At 71.7% G+C, this 15,869-nt stretch carries 17 protein-coding genes and 1 riboswitch; of the genes, 14 read left to right on the top strand and 3 right to left on the bottom strand.

All coding sequences use genetic code 11. The features are described 5' to 3' along the window. Nucleotides 1-5: 5 nt before the first annotated feature. From ACFYPR_RS19000 to ACFYPR_RS18960, 9 genes are all read left to right on the top strand, one after another. Nucleotides 6-971: a DUF881 domain-containing protein gene (locus ACFYPR_RS19000; RefSeq protein ID WP_387261187.1), complete on the top strand. Its 966-nt coding sequence runs from the start codon at nucleotides 6-8 to the stop codon at nucleotides 969-971. Between the two features lie 83 nt (nucleotides 972-1,054). Beyond that, nucleotides 1,055-1,435: a glycine cleavage system protein GcvH gene (gene gcvH / locus ACFYPR_RS18995; RefSeq protein WP_007460354.1), complete on the top strand. Its 381-nt coding sequence runs from the start codon at nucleotides 1,055-1,057 to the stop codon at nucleotides 1,433-1,435. 217 nt (nucleotides 1,436-1,652) lie between these two features. After that, nucleotides 1,653-2,105 (top strand): FHA domain-containing protein, encoded by a 453-nt coding sequence (locus ACFYPR_RS18990; RefSeq protein WP_007071101.1) that lies wholly within the window; start codon nucleotides 1,653-1,655, stop codon nucleotides 2,103-2,105. 50 nt (nucleotides 2,106-2,155) lie between these two features. Continuing rightward, complete coding sequence (locus ACFYPR_RS18985; RefSeq protein ID WP_193376631.1) at nucleotides 2,156-2,857, top strand: MerR family transcriptional regulator; 702 nt, start codon at nucleotides 2,156-2,158, stop codon at nucleotides 2,855-2,857. A gap of 186 nt (nucleotides 2,858-3,043) precedes the next feature. After that, entirely contained in the window at nucleotides 3,044-3,508 is a 465-nt protein-coding gene (locus ACFYPR_RS18980; protein ID WP_007460347.1) for a bifunctional nuclease family protein, read from the top strand. 190 nt (nucleotides 3,509-3,698) lie between these two features. Continuing rightward, nucleotides 3,699-4,295, top strand: coding sequence for a MerR family transcriptional regulator (locus ACFYPR_RS18975; protein WP_387261184.1), 597 nt, complete (start codon nucleotides 3,699-3,701; stop codon nucleotides 4,293-4,295). A gap of 365 nt (nucleotides 4,296-4,660) precedes the next feature. Then, complete coding sequence (locus tag ACFYPR_RS18970; protein ID WP_355068091.1) at nucleotides 4,661-5,059, top strand: group 1 truncated hemoglobin; 399 nt, start codon at nucleotides 4,661-4,663, stop codon at nucleotides 5,057-5,059. Between the two features lie 2 nt (nucleotides 5,060-5,061). Further along, nucleotides 5,062-6,228 (top strand): globin domain-containing protein, encoded by a 1,167-nt coding sequence (locus ACFYPR_RS18965; protein WP_355138783.1) that lies wholly within the window; start codon nucleotides 5,062-5,064, stop codon nucleotides 6,226-6,228. After that, nucleotides 6,225-6,920, top strand: a complete 696-nt coding sequence (locus ACFYPR_RS18960) for a DivIVA domain-containing protein (RefSeq protein WP_355138785.1) — start codon at nucleotides 6,225-6,227, stop codon at nucleotides 6,918-6,920. The genes ACFYPR_RS18965 and ACFYPR_RS18960 overlap by 4 nt, the downstream gene beginning before the upstream one ends. 43 nt (nucleotides 6,921-6,963) lie before the next feature. Here the strand turns inward: ACFYPR_RS18960 and ACFYPR_RS18955 are convergent, their stop codons facing one another. Then, nucleotides 6,964-7,620: an NAD(P)H-binding protein gene (locus tag ACFYPR_RS18955; RefSeq protein WP_387261181.1), complete on the bottom strand. Its 657-nt coding sequence runs from the start codon at nucleotides 7,618-7,620 to the stop codon at nucleotides 6,964-6,966. Between the two features lie 107 nt (nucleotides 7,621-7,727). Here ACFYPR_RS18955 and ACFYPR_RS18950 point away from each other — a divergent pair, with 107 nt between their 5' ends. The 3 genes from ACFYPR_RS18950 to gcvP all read left to right on the top strand — a co-directional run bounded on the left by ACFYPR_RS18950 (nucleotide 7,728) and on the right by gcvP (nucleotide 12,818). Then, entirely contained in the window at nucleotides 7,728-8,795 is a 1,068-nt protein-coding gene (locus ACFYPR_RS18950) for a MerR family transcriptional regulator (RefSeq protein ID WP_387261178.1), read from the top strand. A gap of 109 nt (nucleotides 8,796-8,904) precedes the next feature. Then, nucleotides 8,905-9,765: an NAD-dependent protein deacetylase gene (locus ACFYPR_RS18945; RefSeq protein ID WP_387261175.1), complete on the top strand. Its 861-nt coding sequence runs from the start codon at nucleotides 8,905-8,907 to the stop codon at nucleotides 9,763-9,765. Nucleotides 9,766-9,825: 60 nt separating this feature from the next. Beyond that, a riboswitch (glycine riboswitch) is annotated at nucleotides 9,826-9,924 on the top strand. 71 nt (nucleotides 9,925-9,995) lie between these two features. After that, nucleotides 9,996-12,818, top strand: a complete 2,823-nt coding sequence (gene gcvP, locus ACFYPR_RS18940) for an aminomethyl-transferring glycine dehydrogenase (RefSeq protein WP_387261172.1) — start codon at nucleotides 9,996-9,998, stop codon at nucleotides 12,816-12,818. 123 nt (nucleotides 12,819-12,941) lie between these two features. Here gcvP and ACFYPR_RS18935 read toward each other — a convergent pair whose 3' ends face one another. Next, nucleotides 12,942-13,142 (bottom strand): DUF5999 family protein, encoded by a 201-nt coding sequence (locus tag ACFYPR_RS18935; RefSeq protein ID WP_234586185.1) that lies wholly within the window; start codon nucleotides 13,140-13,142, stop codon nucleotides 12,942-12,944. A gap of 123 nt (nucleotides 13,143-13,265) precedes the next feature. Here ACFYPR_RS18935 and ACFYPR_RS18930 point away from each other — a divergent pair, with 123 nt between their 5' ends. Continuing rightward, nucleotides 13,266-14,459: a chorismate-binding protein gene (locus ACFYPR_RS18930; protein WP_387184830.1), complete on the top strand. Its 1,194-nt coding sequence runs from the start codon at nucleotides 13,266-13,268 to the stop codon at nucleotides 14,457-14,459. A gap of 31 nt (nucleotides 14,460-14,490) precedes the next feature. After that, complete coding sequence (gene def, locus ACFYPR_RS18925; protein ID WP_354855305.1) at nucleotides 14,491-15,000, top strand: peptide deformylase; 510 nt, start codon at nucleotides 14,491-14,493, stop codon at nucleotides 14,998-15,000. A 20-nt stretch (nucleotides 15,001-15,020) separates the two neighbouring features. Here the strand turns inward: def and ACFYPR_RS18920 are convergent, their stop codons facing one another. Then, a complete protein-coding gene (locus ACFYPR_RS18920; RefSeq protein WP_387184827.1) occupies nucleotides 15,021-15,794 on the bottom strand; it encodes a TSUP family transporter in 774 nt (257 codons plus the stop codon). Between the last annotated feature and the right edge of the window lie 75 nt (nucleotides 15,795-15,869).

The raw sequence follows: 15,869 nt of genomic DNA, 5'->3' as shown, positions 1-15,869 counted from the left end.
CAGCGATGAGCGACGAGCAGGCGGAGACGGGGACGGGCTGGCCGCAGCCGGCGGTGCCGGGGCGGCCGGGTGGGCCGGCGGGTGAGCCGGATCCGCGGCCGGACGCGCCGGATCCGGACGAGTTGAGTCCGTTGGCGCCGCACGGTCCGACGAAGGAGCCGGAGTCTCCGGATGCGGAGCCCGGGGTGGCCCCGGTCGATGACGGCGCGACGGTGGACCTGAGCGCGGTGGCGCGGGCGGGTGAGCCGGTGGACGAGCCGGTGGCGGAGTCGGCCCCTGCGGTGGCGGCGGGTCGGTCGCGGTTCAGCGCGGCCGGGGTGATGATCGCGGCGTTGTTGGCGTTGCTGGGGTTCACGCTTGTCGTGCAGTTGCGGACGACGTCCGCGGATCCGACGTTGGGGGCGACGCGTCAGGAGGACCTGGTGCGGATCCTGTCGGATCTGGATGCCCGCGAGAACCGTCTCCAGCAGGACATTCGGGCGTTGGAGGAGAGCCAGCGGCAGTTGGCCTCGGGTGCGCAGGGTCGGCAGGCGGCGTTGGACGAGGCGACTCGTCGGGCGGACGAGCTGGGGATTCTGGCGGGCACGTTGCCGGCGGTGGGTCCGGGGTTGACGGTGCAGTTCTCCAGCAACGGGGTCAAGCCGATCACGGCGGACCGGGTGTTGGACGCGGTGCAGGAGTTGCGGGGCGCGGGCGCGGAGGCGATGCAGATCTCCGGTGGTGACCGGGCGACGGTGCGGGTGATCGCATCGACGTACTTCCTGGATGGGGACAACGGGTCGTTGATGGTGGAGGGGCGTCGGTTGACGGGGCCGTACACCATCACGGTGATCGGTGATCCGGCGACGATGCGTACGGCGTTGAACATTCCTGGTGGGGTGGTCGCGTCGGTCCGGGGTGACGGCGGTAACGTGACGTTTGGGGAGCGTGAGGTTGCCGAGGTTTCGGCGCTGCACGCGCCGACCAAGTAGGAACACGCCCGTCCGGTCTCCTGACCGGCGCGGCCGCGCCGGGCCCGGGTGGTCCGGGGCACCGATGGATGAGGACGCGTCTGGTGATTCCCGAGGATCTGCGATACACCGCCGAGCATGAGTGGGTGGCGGGTGACGGTACCGGCTCGGTGCGGGTCGGCATTACGCACTTCGCGCAGGACGCGTTGGGTGACATCGTGTACGTGCAGTTGCCGGAGGCGGGTGCGGTGGTCGCGGCCGGTGACTCGCTGGGTGAGATCGAGTCGACCAAGAGTGTGTCGGAGATCTACGCGCCGGTCGCGGGCACGGTGGCGGCGCGCAACGACGCGCTGGGTGACACCCCTGAGCTGATCAACACGGATCCGTACGGTGCGGGTTGGCTGGTGGAAATCACTCCGAACGATCCGACGGCGACGGACGGGTTGCTGACGGCGGGCGCGTACCAGAAGATCACCGAAGGCTGAGTGTGCTTGATCCGGTGTGCGGGATGTCTGCGCGCGTCCGGTTGCCCTGCATTTCGGCGCTGGCTAGGCTCGCCCAGTCGACCGAGAAGAATCCATTAGTTGAGCGTTGTGGAATTGCCTTCCCGGGCACGGGGAGCCAGCCGCCGGGTGGACGAGCGCCCGGCGGCCAGACCCGCCATTACCCGACGCCGACCGAACAGATCCGTGAGGTGGTCCCATGACGCGCCCAGACGACGAGTTCCCCCCACTCGACGTCACCTCGACGCTCAATCTCGGCTCGCTCGACGAAGTGCTGGAAGGGCCGGACACCGATGTGGTGCCGAGCCGGATGTCCGGTTCGTTGCCGCCGGGTATGGCGCTGCTGGTGGTTCGTCGCGGCCCGAATGCGGGTGCCCGGTTCCTGTTGGACCACGATGTGACGACCAGTGGCCGGCACCCGGACAGTGACATCTTCCTCGACGATGTGACGGTGTCGCGCCGGCACGCGGAGTTCCACCGTGATGGTGGGACGTTCACGGTGCGGGACGTGGGTAGCCTGAACGGCACGTACGTGAATCGTGAGCGGGTCGAGGCGGCCACGTTGAGCAATGGTGACGAGGTACAGATCGGTAAGTTCCGGGTGGTGTTCATCGCCGGTCCGCGCCCGGAGGAGGAGGCCGGCCGGGGGTGAACGAGCCTGCGGCCTCCACGCCACCCGGGGCGGCCCGGTCCCAGCCGCTGATGAGCATCGGTGAGGTGCTGGGGCAGTTGCGGGTGGATTTCCCGGACACGACGATTTCGAAGCTGCGGTTCCTTGAGGCCGAGGGGCTGGTTGAGCCGCAGCGGACGGCGGCGGGTTACCGGAAGTACAGCTGGGACGATGTGGCGCGGTTGCGGTTCGTGCTGACCGCGCAGCGGGACCGGTACCTGCCGTTGCGGGTGATCCGTGAGCAGTTGGCCCAGTGGGATTCGTCTGGCGAGCAGCCGGAGCGGTCGCGGCCGGCGTTGGTCGCGGTGGGGCCCGATGGTGCGGTGCCGGGTCGGGAGTCGGCGGAGCCGGCCGAGTCGTCGCAGGTGCGGCTCGGCCGGGCTGAGCTGGTGGCTCGCAGTGGGATCGACGAGTCGACGCTTGTGGAGTTGGAGCGGCTCGGTGTGCTGGTGTCGGATCCGCCGGGGTGGTACGACGCGGATGCGTTGATCATCGCGTCGGCGGTGGCGGGTTTGGCGGCGTACGGGTTGGAGCCGCGGCATCTGCGGGGTTACCGGAGCGCGGCCGATCGTGAGGTCGGGTTGTTCGCGCAGTTGGTGGCGCCGTTGGCGCGGCAGAGTGATCCGGCGGCGCGGGCGCGGGCGGCGGAGACGGCGCGGGAGTTGGTGGCGTTGTCGGAGCAGTTGCACGCGGCGTTGGTGCGGGTGGGGCTTCGGTCGACGTTGGGTCGGTGAGGGTGCCCGGCAGGCGGCGGTGGAGCGGAAAGATCTCTTCTCCGAAGCGTGCCGTAGGCTTGCCGGGGTAACCCCTCTCTGACGCGGGCGTGGTGCTGTAGCGCATCGGACGACCGTGTTGCGGTCCGTGTACCGTGCAGGGAAAGGGCGCGGTGCGGCGTAGGTGACAACGACACGGAGGCGGCGGTGCGCGAGCTGAGCGTGGTCGGAGTTCGGGTGGAGCTGCCGAGCAACCAGCCGATCGTCCTGCTCAGGGAGGTCGAGGGCGACCGCTATCTGCCGATCTGGATCGGCGCGGTCGAGGCCACGGCTATCGCTTATGAGCAGCAGGGGGTCAAGCCGGCCCGTCCGTTAACGCATGATCTTTTGCGGGATGTGTTGGCGGCGTTGCAGGCGCCGTTGCAGGCGGTGGAGATCACCGAGCTGAAGGAGAACGTGTTCTACGCGGATCTCCTGATCGGCGATGGGGTGCGGGTGTCGGCGCGGCCGAGCGATTCGATCGCGTTGGCGTTGCGGGTCGGTGCGCCGATTCGTTGTGCGGAGCAGGTCCTCAGCGAGGCGGGGATCGTTATCCCCGACGAGCAGGAGGACGAGGTGGAGAAGTTCCGCGAGTTCCTGGAGCAGGTGCGTCCGGAGGATTTCGCGGGCTGAGTGGCTCGGTTCCGCGCTGGTGTCACGGTGGGTGACGTCGGCGTGTGGTTGGTGATCTTTCTCGGTGGCTGCGCGGCGTGTCGCGTCGGTTCCTCCGTGGTAACCCCTGAAGGTGGCGTTAGGGTTGCCGTGTCGAGGGGTGCGCGTCCCGGAAACGACGCGTCGCCGCACTGACGGGGAGGTTGTCCGGATGCACGAGCCGCAGGATCCTGATCCGGGTACACAGTTGGGTGAGCCGGGTGCGTCGTCGCCGGGTGTGGCGACTGAGGGTGACGGCTCGGTGGGCTACCGAGGTGTGACGGCGTGTCACGCGGTGGGCATCAGTTATCGGCAGTTGGATTACTGGGCGCGCACGACGCTTGTGGTCCCGAGCGTCCGGGACGCGTCGGGTTCGGGGACGCAGCGGTTGTACTCGTTCCGCGATCTGGTGGTGTTGAAGGTCGTGAAGCGGTTGTTGGACGCGGGGGTGTCCCTGCAGAACATCCGCAAGGCGATCGAGGCGTTGCGGTCGCGTGGTGTGGAGGATCTGGCGGGAATCACGCTGATCTCCGACGGGACGACGGTGTACGAGTGTCGGTCCCCGGAGGAGGTGGTCGACCTGTTGCAGGGTGGGCAGGGCGTCTTCGGGATCGCGATCGGTGGGGCGTTCAAGGAGATCCAGGGGTCGTTGTCGCATCTGCCGACGGAGCCGGCGGCGAGCGGCCCGGCGGAGCCGGTGGTGGGGCCCTCGTCGGATCCGGTGGGTGACGAGTTGGCGGCGCGGCGGGCGCGGCGGCGGGCCGGCTGAGTCGCGCTGCGCGTCCGCTGGTGCCCGGTCCGGCGATACGGGTGACTCTTTTGGCTACGGCTGTCTGGTGACTGCGGGTCAGGTCGTGGCGTCCGGGTGACGGTTTCCCCGGGTGACGTTTTCCACAGTGGATACCGTGGGTGATCTTCTGGTTGCCGTGGGTGGATCTTCGGGGTCCACTGTGGTGACGATGCGTGTGCGTCGACTGTCGGGAAACCGATAGGGGGGCCCTGACCGGAGGTTGCGGGCACGCTATGGTCCGTCACGGTCCCCGGTGTGCCGCAGCGGCTTGACGGTGTGGCGTCGGTGGCCGTTGCCCCTGCGCGTCACCGCGCGCGCGACCTGTCACCCCGGAAGGAACGACCGTGACGGTTACGGAAGAGACCGCTCCCGCCTCGAATTACGACCGCATCGGCGGAGCGGGTTCGGTGAAGGCGGCCGTGGAGCTGTTCTACGACAAGGTGCTCGCCGATCCGGAGTTGGCGGGTTATTTCGCCACTGTGGACATGGCGGGCCAGCGTCGGCACCTGGCGTTGATGTTGACGGTGGTGCTGGGCGGCCCGAACGAGTACACCGGTCGCGGGTTGGCCGAGGCGCACCAGCCGTTGGGCATTCCGGTGGCGCACTACGCCAAGGTCGGTGAGTACCTGATCGCGACGCTGACCGAGTTGGGTGTTCCGGCCGACGTGCAGGACGACGTGCGGGCGGTGCTGGCGCAGGTGCAGGACCAGGTGGTGGCCACCGGAGAGCGTCCGGGCGTCTGAGCGTGGACGCGGCCCGACTCAAGCAGAGTTGGTCCCTCGTCGCCGGGCACGGCGACGAGGTGCCGCTCTACTTCTATTCGACGTTGTTTCTGGCGCATCCCGAGACGCGGCAGATGTTCCCCACGAACATGGCGGGGCAGCGGGACCGCCTGGTCACCGCGCTGGGCCACATCGTGTCCCACGTGGATCAGGTCGATCGGCTGGTGGGTTTCCTGCAGGACCTCGGCGCGGATCACCGTAAGTTCGCGGTCCGCGCGGAGCACTATCCGGCGGTCGGTGAGGCGCTGTTGGCGACGTTGCAGCATTTTCTCGCCGAGCAGTGGACCGATGAGCTGGCCCAGGACTGGGCGGCGGCGTACGGGCTGATCGCGCAGGTGATGACGGAGGCGGCGCAGGCCGCGGAGGCGGTGAACCCGCCGTGGTGGGTGGCGGAGATCGTGTCCCATGAGCGGCGGGCGTTCGACGTGGCGGTGTTGACGGTGCGTCCGCAGTACCTGTTGCCGTTCACTCCGGGTCAGTCGATCGGGGTGTCGCACCCGTCGGTGCGGTCGTGGCGGTACTACTCGCCGGCGAACGCGCCGCGCGCGGACGGCACGCTGGAGTTGCATGTGCGGGCCGCTCCGGGTGGCGCGGTGTCGTCGCGGCTGGTGTACGGCTCGGCGGTGGGGGACCGCGTGCATCTGGCCGCTCCGGTGGGGGAGCGTCTGGCGTTGTGGGCGGCGGGTTCCAGTGATCTGTTGCTGCTGGCGTCGGGCACCGGCTGGGCGCCGGTGAAGGCCCTGGTGGAGCAGGTCGCCGCGGAGGGTTCCGGTCGTCGCGTGGATCTGTACGTGGGTGCGCGGTCGCGCAGCGAGTTCTACGACAGCGACGCGATCGACAAGTTGGCGTCGTCGTGTCCGTGGTTGACGGTGACGTACGTGGTGGGCGCGGACGCGAACCGGCCGGGTGAGTTCGTGTACGCGGTGGACCGGGCGTTGGCCGATGGTGACTGGCGTTCGCGGCACGTGTACGTGTGCGGGTCGGACGAGATGGTGTCGCACGCGGTGCAGACGTTGGCTCGGGCGGGTTACCACGAGGGTCAGGTGCATCACGAGGGTCTGGGCAAGCAGTGGTACGGCCCGGCGTGGCGTACGGCGGTCCAGCAGTCGAGTGAGGGGGGTGAGAGGTGAGCGCGACCCCGATCAGCCGGTACGACGGGATTCAGGTGTCCGGCGGTGTGCAGGTGCGGATGACCTCCGACCGGGTTCGGCGGTGGGAGTTCGGGACGGCGCCGTTCGCGCGGCGTGGCTACGACAACGCGGACGTGGACCGGTTCCGGGTGCAGGTCGCCGACGAGTTGGATCTGTTGGCGACGCAGATCGCGAACCTGCGGGCGGAGAACGAGCGGCTCACCGACCGGGTGGAGTTGCACCGCCACGGGGTGATCCCGAGCACGGGCGCGGCGGTGAAGGTGCCGGCGGCCAAGGAGGTGAATCTGCTGTCGGCGGCGCAGCGGGAGGCCGAGCAGATCATCGCGCAGGCGCACGACTACGCGCGGCGGGTCGCCGAGTACGCCCGGTTGCAGTACGAGAGTTACATGCGGGCGGCGGCGGAGGAGGCGAAGCAGGAGGCCGAGCGGGCGGTGGCGGAGTACCGCAGTACGGCCGGGCCGAGCTTCGACGACACGGTGGCGACCCGGGAGGCGTTGCGGATCTTCGGCGAGATGATGGTGTCGCACATGCAGGCGGCGGCGCGGCATCTCGACGACGGCAGTGAGCAGTTGGCGCGCACGATGGACCGGATCGCGAAGGAGACGCCGGGGGCGCCCTTCGTGGGTGGCGTGGTGGGGCAGGCGGCGTTGCCGCGTCACCACCAGCGTTGACCGCCCCGGGCTGGGGTCACGTACCGCGACCCCAGCCCGGGGGTCATCTCGCGGCGGCGCGGACGGCGTCGGCGATCGGTGTCGTTCCGCCGACGAGTTCCAGGGTCGTGCCGGCGGTGCGGGGTTCGTCCAGGAGCGCGGCGAGGACCAGGGCGACGTCGGCGCGGCTGATGTCGCCTCGGCCGGCGTGTTGGGTGAGGGTGACGTGCCCGGTGGGTTCGTCGTCGGTGAGCCGGCCGGGGCGCAGCACCGTCCAGGCCAGGTCGCGGGCGCGCAGGTCGTCCTCGGCGGCTCGTTTGGCGCGTAGGTAGGCGGCCCACACGTCGTCGGTGCCGGCGGCGGGTGGGTTGTCCACGCCCATGGAGGAGACCAGCAGGTAGCGGTGGACGCCGGCGCGGGTGGCGGCGTCGGCGAGCAGCGCGGCGGCGGCCCGGTCGACGGTGTCCTTGCGGGCGGCGCCGCTGCCGGGGCCGGCGCCGGCGGCGAAGACCACCGCGTCGGCGTCGCGCAGGTGCGCTGCGACCTCGTCGACGTCGGCGTGTTCGAGGTCGCAGACGACCGCGGTGGCGCCGGCGGCGCGCAGGTCGTCGGCCTGGTCGGGGTTGCGGATCAGGCCGACGGCGGAGTCGCCGCGGCCGGCGAGGTGCCGCTGGAGCAGCAGGGCGATCTTGCCGTGGCCTCCGGCGATGACAACACGCATGGGCCCAACCTACCGGCGGCGGTGTCGCCGGGCTTGACCTTGACCTGTGGGCAACCCCCAGGGTGGTGCGTGCCGGTCGCCGTGACCGGCGCGAGGAGGATGCCGACGTGGGGTTGCTGACCATCGGGGCGTTCGCCCGGGCGGCGGGACTGACGCCGAAGGCGTTGCGCCTGTACGGACGGGTGGGAGTGCTGGCGCCGGCCGCGGTGGATCCCGAGTCGGGATACCGGCTCTACGACCCGCGGCAGGTGCCGCTGGCCCGGCTGGTGGCCCAGTTGCGTCGCATCGGCATGCCGCTGGCGCAGATCCGCGCCGTGTGCGACCTGGAGCCCGCGGCGGCGGCGGAGGCGGTCACCGCGTACTGGCGGCAGGTGTCGGTCGACACCGCGGCTCGCGCCCGGCTCGCCAGCCTCCTCGTGGATCACCTGTCCGAAGGGAGCGCCACCGTGTCGAGAACGAACCGCACAGTCGCCGTCCGCTACGCCGCCGGTTGTGACACCGGAACCGTGCGGGACAGCAACGAGGACGTCGCGTACGCCAGTGACCGGTTGCTGGCGGTCGCCGACGGGGTGCGAGGGCCCGGCGGCGGGGCCGCCAGCGCCGCCGCCGTCGACGCCCTCACCGCGTTGGATCTCACCGACGGGCCGGCCGTCGACCTGCTGACGATGCTGGCGGGGGCGGTCACCGACGCCGACCGGGTCGTACGCGAATTGGCGACCGACGACCACCAGCCGGCCACCACGCTGACCGCGCTGCTGCGCAGCGGCACCCACCTGGCGCTGGTGCACGTCGGTGACACCCGGGCGTACCTCCTGCGCGACGGTGAGCTGTCCCTGTTGACGCAGGACCACACGTGGGTGCAGGCCCAGGTGGATCAGGGCCGCCTCGACCGCGACGAGGCGGGCGCGCACCCCCAGCGGGCGCTGCTGGTGCGCGCGCTGGGCGGCGGTCAGCAGGTCGAGGCCGACCTGGCGCTGCGGGCGGCGCTGCCCGGTGACCGGTACCTGCTGTGCTCCGACGGACTGTGGGCGGTCGTCGACCGGGCCGCCCTGTTCTCGACGCTGAGCGCGGCCGCCGATCCGGAACACGCGGTGCGGGACCTGGTCGCCGCGGCGCGGGCCGCGGGGGCGCCGGACAACATCGCCTGCGTCGTCGCTGACGTCGTCGCGGTGTAGACGGCGACGGGCTGGTTGTCGCGGGTGTGCGGCGCCGCCACGTGACCGCCGCCACGTGACCGCTGCCGGGTGTTCGGCGTCGGCGGGTGCGCTGAGGCAGCATGAAGGGGTGACGAAGAGCCTGGAGGCGTTGACCTCGCTGGTGGCCGGTGGTGGGGTGGTGGTGCTCAGCGGGGCGGGCCTGTCCACCGAGTCGGGTATCCCGGACTATCGGGGGCCCAGTGGGGTGGCCCGCCGGCACACCCCGATGACCTTCCAGGCGTTCACCCGGGATCCCCTCGCCCGGCGGCGGTACTGGGCGCGCAGCCACCTGGGGTGGCGGTTGATCGCGCGGGCGGCGCCGAACGCCGGGCACCGGGCGGTGGCGCGGCTGCAACGCGCCGGCCTGGTCGACGCGGTGATCACGCAGAACGTCGACGGGTTGCACGGCGCCGCCGGCAGCGACCGGGTGGTCGAGTTGCACGGCCGTCTCGACGAGGTGGTCTGCCTGGACTGCGGCAACCTGACCTCCCGGGAGGAGGTGGACCGGCGGCTGCGCGAGGCCAACCCGGACTTCGTGGCCCGCGTCGCCGCCGTCAACCCGGACGGTGATGTGGATCTCCCCGACGAGCAGGTCGCCGGGTTCCGGCCGGTGGACTGCGGGATCTGCGGGACGGGGATGCTGAAACCGGACGTGGTGTTCTTCGGCGAGACGGTGCCGCCCGAGCGGGTGGCGCGGTGTTTCGCGCTGGTGGAGCAGGCGCGGGCGGTGGTGGTGCTCGGGTCGTCGTTGACGGTCATGTCGGGGCGCCGGTTCGTGATTCGCGCCGCGAAACACGGCATTCCGGTCGCGATCGTCAACCAGGGGCCGACCCGGGGTGACGGGTACGCCACGGTGTGCGTCGACGCGCCGTTGGGGGCGCTGCTGCCGGTGCTGGCCGACCGGGTCGTCGGCGGGGCCGCGCCGCTGGCCGCGCCGGCCGGCGTGTGACGTTCAAGGGGTAGGACATCTGCCGGAAACACCGGCGCTGGTAGCGTTGACCATGCCGGTACCACCCACGTGGGAGAGACCGCCCGACAGCAGCAGGGGCGGCGCCGAAGGGGCAAATCCTCCCCGGAACCTCTCAGGCAAAAGGACCTCGTGGGCAGGCACTGTGGAGCGCTGTGCGGGCGCGACAGAGGGGGAGGCCGATCCGTCGACCTCGCCCGGGAGCGCCCCTGATGTCCGTAGAGCAGTTCGCCACCCGTCACATCGGTCCCGGCCCCGACGATGAGCGTCGGATGCTGGAGGTCGTCGGGCACGACTCGATCGACGAGCTGATGGACGCCGCGATCCCCGAGGTGATCCGCTGGCACGGCACCCTCGACCTGCCCGATCCCGCCACCGAGGCCGAGGCGATCGCCGAGCTGCGGGCCCTCGCGGCCCGCAACACCGTCGCCGTCTCCATGATCGGCCTGGGCTACCACGGCACGCACACCCCGGCGGTGATCCGCCGCAACGTCCTGGAGGACCCGGCCTGGTACACGGCGTACACGCCGTACCAGCCGGAGATCAGCCAGGGCCGCCTCGAGGCGCTGCTGAACTTCCAGACCATGGTCACCGACCTGACCGGCCTGGCCACCGCGAACGCCTCCATGCTCGACGAGGGCACCGCCGCCGCGGAGGCCATGACCCTGGCGCGGCGCGCGTCCAAGAGCAAGAGCGGGGTGTACGTCGTCGACGCCGACGCCCTGCCGCAGACCATCGCGGTGATCACCAGCCGGGCGGTGCCGCTCGGCATCGACGTGCGGGTCCTCGACGTCGAGCGCGACGAGCTGCCGGCGGAGTTCTTCGGACTGCACCTGCAGTACCCGGGCGCGTCCGGGGCGGTGCGGGACCACGCGCGGCTCGTCGAGGCGGCGCACGCCGTCGGGGCCCTGGTGACCGTCGCCGCGGACCTGCTGGCGTTGACGCTGCTGCGCGCGCCGGGGGAGATCGGCGCGGACATCGCCGCCGGCACCACCCAGCGTTTCGGCGTACCCATGGGCTTCGGTGGGCCGCACGCCGGCTACCTGGCGGTCCGCGCGGGCCTGGAGCGGATGCTGCCCGGGCGCCTGGTCGGGGTGTCCCGCGACGCGGACGGCAACCCGGCGTACCGGCTGGCGTTGCAGACCCGCGAGCAGCACATCCGGCGGGAGAGGGCGACCAGCAACATCTGCACCGCGCAGGTGCTGCTCGCCGTGATGGCCGGCATGTACGCCGTCTACCACGGCCCGGACGGGCTGCGCGCCATCGCGGCGCGTACCCACGCCATGGCGGCGCGGCTCGCGGCCGGGCTGCGCGCCGGCGGCGTCGACGTCGCGGACGTCGCGTTCTTCGACACGATCACCGCCCGCGTGCCGGGCGGCGCGGCGTCTGTCGTCGCGGCGGCGGCCGAGCGTGGGGTGAACCTGCGGCTGGTCGACGCCGACCGGGTGGGCATGTCCTGCGACGAGACGACCACCGACGCGCACCTGCGCGCGGTGTGGGCGGCGTTCGGTGTGGACGCGTTCGACGGCGACGCCGACGCGGCCCTGCCCGTCGGCCTGGCCCGGACCTCGGACTTCCTGACCCACCCGGTGTTCCGCAGTCACCACTCGGAGACGGCGATGCTGCGCTACCTGCGGCGGCTGTCGGACTTCGACTACGCCCTGGACCGGGGCATGATCCCCCTCGGGTCGTGCACGATGAAGTTGAACGCGACCACCGAGATGGAGCCGGTCAGCTGGGCGGAGTTCGCGCACATCCACCCGTTCGCGCCGGACGACCAGACCGCCGGGTACCGGGAGATGATCGGGCAGCTGGAGTCGTGGCTGGCCGAGGTGACCGGCTACGACGCGGTCAGCGTGCAGCCCAACGCCGGCTCCCAGGGTGAGCTGGCCGGCCTGCTGGCCATCCGCTCCTACCACGCGTCGCGGGGTGAAACGCACCGCGACGTGTGCCTGATCCCGTCGTCGGCGCACGGCACGAACGCCGCCAGCGCGGTGATGGCCGGCATGCGGGTGGTCGTGGTGGCCTGCGACGACGACGGCAACGTCGACCTCGTCGACCTGGACGCGAAGATCGACAAGCACCGCGACGCGCTCGCCGCGATCATGGTGACGTACCCGTCGACGCACGGCGTGTACGAGACGGGCATCGCGTCGCTGTGCGCGAAGGTCCACGACGCCGGCGGTCAGGTGTACGTCGACGGGGCGAACCTCAACGCCCTCGTCGGGTTCGCCAAGCCGGGCACGTTCGGCGCGGACGTGTCGCACCTGAACCTGCACAAGACGTTCTGCATCCCGCACGGCGGCGGTGGCCCCGGTGTGGGTCCGGTGGCGGTGCGCGCGCACCTGGCGCCGTTCCTGCCCGGTGACCCGCTCGGCGCGCACGCCGACGCCACCCCGGCGATCTCGGCGGCGAAGTACGGGTCGGCGGGGATCCTGCCGATCCCGTGGGCGTACCTGCGGATGATGGGCGCCGAGGGCCTGACCCGGGCGACCGGCGTGGCCGTCCTCGCCGCGAACTACGTGGCGGCGCGGCTGCGCGGGCACTTCGGCGTGCTGTACGCCGGCAACAAGGGCCTGGTGGCGCACGAGTGCATCCTCGACCTGCGGCCGTTGACGAAGGCCACCGGCGTGAGCGTCGACGACGTGGCGAAGCGGCTCATCGACTACGGCTTCCACGCGCCGACGATGTCGTTCCCCGTCGCCGGGACGCTGATGGTGGAGCCGACCGAGAGCGAGGACCTGGCCGAGCTGGACCGGTTCTGCGACGCGATGATCGCGATCCGGGCGGAGATCGAGCAGGTGGGGTCGGGGCAGTGGCCGGCGGGGGACAACCCCCTGGCGAACGCGCCGCACACCGCGGCGATGGTCAGCGGCGACGAGTGGCCGCACCCGTACCCGCGGTCGGTGGGCGCGTACCCGGGCGGGACCGACCGGGCGGGGAAGTACTGGCCGCCGGTGCGGCGCATCGACGGCGCCTACGGGGACCGGAACCTGGTCTGCTCGTGCCCGTCGCCGGAGGCGTTCGAGGACTGACGTCGGCGGGCCGGGGCGGGCGGTTCTGGCCGCCCCGGCTGCGCCGCGACCTGGGCGGAGACGTCCCGTACCGGGGGACTAGCCTGGGTCGACGGCGGCGGTGTGGTAACTCTGGGTGGTCGTTCAGGCCACGAGAGCGTGGCGGGCGGGGCCGCGGTGCGGTGCGATGCTGCTGCCGTCGGGGAGCAACTCGCCGGTGTCCTCGAAGACGATGACACCGTTGCAGAGCAGGCTCCAGCCCTGCTCAGGGAAGCAGGCGAGGACCCGGGCGGCTTCCCGGTCGGTGGCTTCAGCTAAGGGGCAGGTCGGTTGGTGCTGGCACATCGGGTTCTCCGGACTGTGGGGGCACTGTGTCATGGTTCACATGACCAGTGACGCACAGTACCAAGCGAAAGTGTCCAGCATCGAGCAGGTGCCGGCCTGGCGTACGGGAAATCCACTGAACGGATGAGGAAGGTCGGACCATACGGCGTGGAAACGCTCCCACAGGTGCTGGTCGATGTGCCGGCCGCGCCCACCGCGTGTCGCGACACGCTCGCTGAACGCGCCCGCCTGCACTGGCGCCGCACCGACGGCGGCGACCCCGCCATCCTGGCCGAGGAGTTCCTCGCCGCGCACGGCCTGAACCTGCGCGACCTCACCCGACCCACCCCCACCCACCACGACACCGGGGCCTGCGGCGCCGCGCTCTACCTGTCCGCCGCCGCCGGAGCACACCTGGCCGGCGCCCCCACCGCGGCGCCCGAACCCGCCCCGGCCCTGCCCGACCTCGCCGTCGTCGTCTACGACCACGGCCCCACCCGATGCGCCCCCGCCCGCGCGGCGACACCCTGGTGGCTCGGCGACTGGACCGACAGCTGGACACCCGAGCAGCACGCCGCCGCCGTCGACGCCATCCGCGCCGCCATCGGCCGCGGCGACGTCTACCAGGCCAACCTCGTCGGCCACGCCGCCGCCCCCTACACCGGCGACCCGCTGCCCGCCCTGCTCCGCCTCGGCGCGCTGCCCGGCGCCCGCTACGGCGGCGTCCTCACCGGCGACGACTGGGCCATCGGCTGCGCCTCCCCGGAAACCCTCATCGAGGTCCGCGACGGGCACCTGATCACCCGACCCATCAAGGGCACCCGCCCCGCCACCGCCGCCGGCCGCGCCGAACTGCTCACCAGCGCCAAGGAACGCGCCGAACACATCATGATCGTCGACCTGGAACGCAACGACCTCGCCCGCATCGCCCGCACCGGCACCGTCACCGTCGACGACCTGTTCACCGTGCGCCGCTGGTGCGACCTGTGGCAGGCCGAGTCGACCGTACGGGCAGCCGCCGCCGACGGCCTCGGCCTCGCCGACCTGCTGCGCGCCACCTGCCCCGGCGGCTCCGTCACCGGCGCACCGAAACTCGCCGCCCTGACCCACATCGCCGGCCTCGAACCCGTCGGCCGCGGCGCCAGCATGGGCGCGCTGGGCTGGGTCGCACCCGGCCGCGTCGACCTCGGCCTGACCATCCGCACCGCCGCCGCCGACGGGGAGTTGCTGCACACCTGGGCCGGCGGCGGCATCACCTGGGACAGCGACCCCGCCGCCGAGGTCGCCGAAGCCGCCGCGAAGACCACCCCCATCCGCGCCACCCTGGCCGGACGCTGACCCCACCACCGACGGCGATACGCTGACCCGCATGACCATGCGGCCCATCCGGATCATCGGCGACCCCGTCCTGCGCACCGAATGCGAGCCGGTCACCACCTTCGACGCCGAGCTACGCGCCCTGGTCACCGACCTCATGGACACCCTGCTCGGCGAGCCCGGCCGCGCCGGCGTCGCCGCACCGCAGATCGGCGTCAGCGCCCAGGTGTTCGTCTACGACGCCGACGGACACCGCGGCCACCTCATCAACCCCACCCTGGAACTGTCCGACGAACTCCAGGACGACGAGGAAGGCTGCCTGTCCATCCCCGGGCTGTACTTCCCCACCGTACGGGCCCTGCACGCCACCGCCCACGGCGTCGACCAGCACGGCGAACCGCTCACCATCAGCGGCACCGGTTTCCTCGCCCGCGCCCTGCAACACGAAACCGACCACCTGCGCGGCACCCTCTACGTCGACACCCTGCGCGGCGACACCCGCCGCCGGGCCCTGCGCGAGATCCGCGCCGGCCGCTTCGACTCACCCAGCCGCCGCGCCTAGGGCGGGCCCACCCGCCTCCGTCAGCGGGCCACCCACTGGTCGTGACCCAACTTCGCGACCAACGCCAGCACCACCACCAGCAGTACCACCCGCACGAAACCCGAACCACGGCGCAACGCCATCCGCGCACCCAGCACCGCGCCCGCGATGTTGCACACCGCCATCCCCGCGCCCAGCAACCACCACACGTGCCCGGTCACCCCGAACACCACCAACGCACCCAGGTTCGTGCCCGCGTTGACCACCTTCGCCATCGCCGACCCGTGCACGAAGTCCGCACCGATCAGCGCCGTGAACGCCAACACCAGGAACGTGCCCGTACCCGGACCGATCAACCCGTCGTACAGGGCGATGCCCAACCCGGCCACGCCGATCGCCACCGCGACCCGCGCCGGCGTGCGCCGCGCCGGCACCGCCACCACCCCCAGCCGGGGACGCAGCAGCACGAACACCGCCACCGCCACCAACACCACCAACACCACCGGCCGGTACGCCGACGCCGGCACCGCCCCGGCCAGCGCCGCACCCACCCCCGCGCTGACCACCGCCAACCCCGCCGCCGGCCCCACCACCCGCCAGTCGAGCTTCGTCCGCCGCGCGTACGTCGCCGCCGCCGTCGCCGTACCGAAGATCGCCGCCAACTTGTTCGTGCCCAACGCGGTGGCCACCGGCAACCCCGGCGCGGCCACCAGCAACGCCGGCAACAACAGCAGCCCACCACCGCCGACCACGGCGTCCACCCACCCGGCCATCGCGGCGGCGACCAGCAACGTACTCAGCGATACGGCGTCCACGGGCGGCAATTCTCCCCACCCCACCCGACCCACCGACGCCCGAAGTGGCCAGCCTCACCCGTCAACGACCCCGCG

The organism is Micromonospora sp. NPDC005254 (assembly GCF_042872525.1).
Taxonomy (GTDB): Bacteria; Actinomycetota; Actinomycetes; order Mycobacteriales; family Micromonosporaceae; genus Micromonospora.
This window is presented reverse-complemented; position numbering and strand designations above follow the sequence as displayed.